We start from the raw sequence: 283 nt of genomic DNA, 5'->3' as shown, positions 1-283 counted from the left end.
GGATCCGTCGCAAATTTGGCTAGGCTGCAAAGTGGGACCGGAATTGCGTGTGATCACTCACGCGGTAAGCATCTCGAACTGCTCTGCGAGCGGCGGTTGCGGATTGCGGGCATACTTCGCCTGCTGTTTGCGCATCATGTGCACCATCTCGATCCCGCCCAGGATCACACGGGCAGTGCGCGTGGATTTGAACCCGAGCATGGGCCTGGTCCGCCGCTTGATGGCCCGATGATCCTGCTCAATCCGATTATTGAGATAGGCGCTTTGGCGGATGCGAATGGGC

1 protein-coding gene is annotated in these 283 nt (G+C 59.0%); it reads right to left on the bottom strand.

What is annotated here, in order from left to right; all coding sequences use genetic code 11:
• Positions 1-57: 57 nt before the first annotated feature.
• Positions 58-283 (bottom strand): DDE-type integrase/transposase/recombinase (locus ACUXUR_RS26860; protein WP_445505401.1); only part of this gene is annotated, 226 nt, incomplete at its 5' end.

The organism is Microvirga medicaginis, from assembly GCF_052658925.1.
The sequence above is the reverse complement of the archived record's forward strand: the minus strand, read 5'-3'. Positions and strand labels throughout refer to the sequence as shown.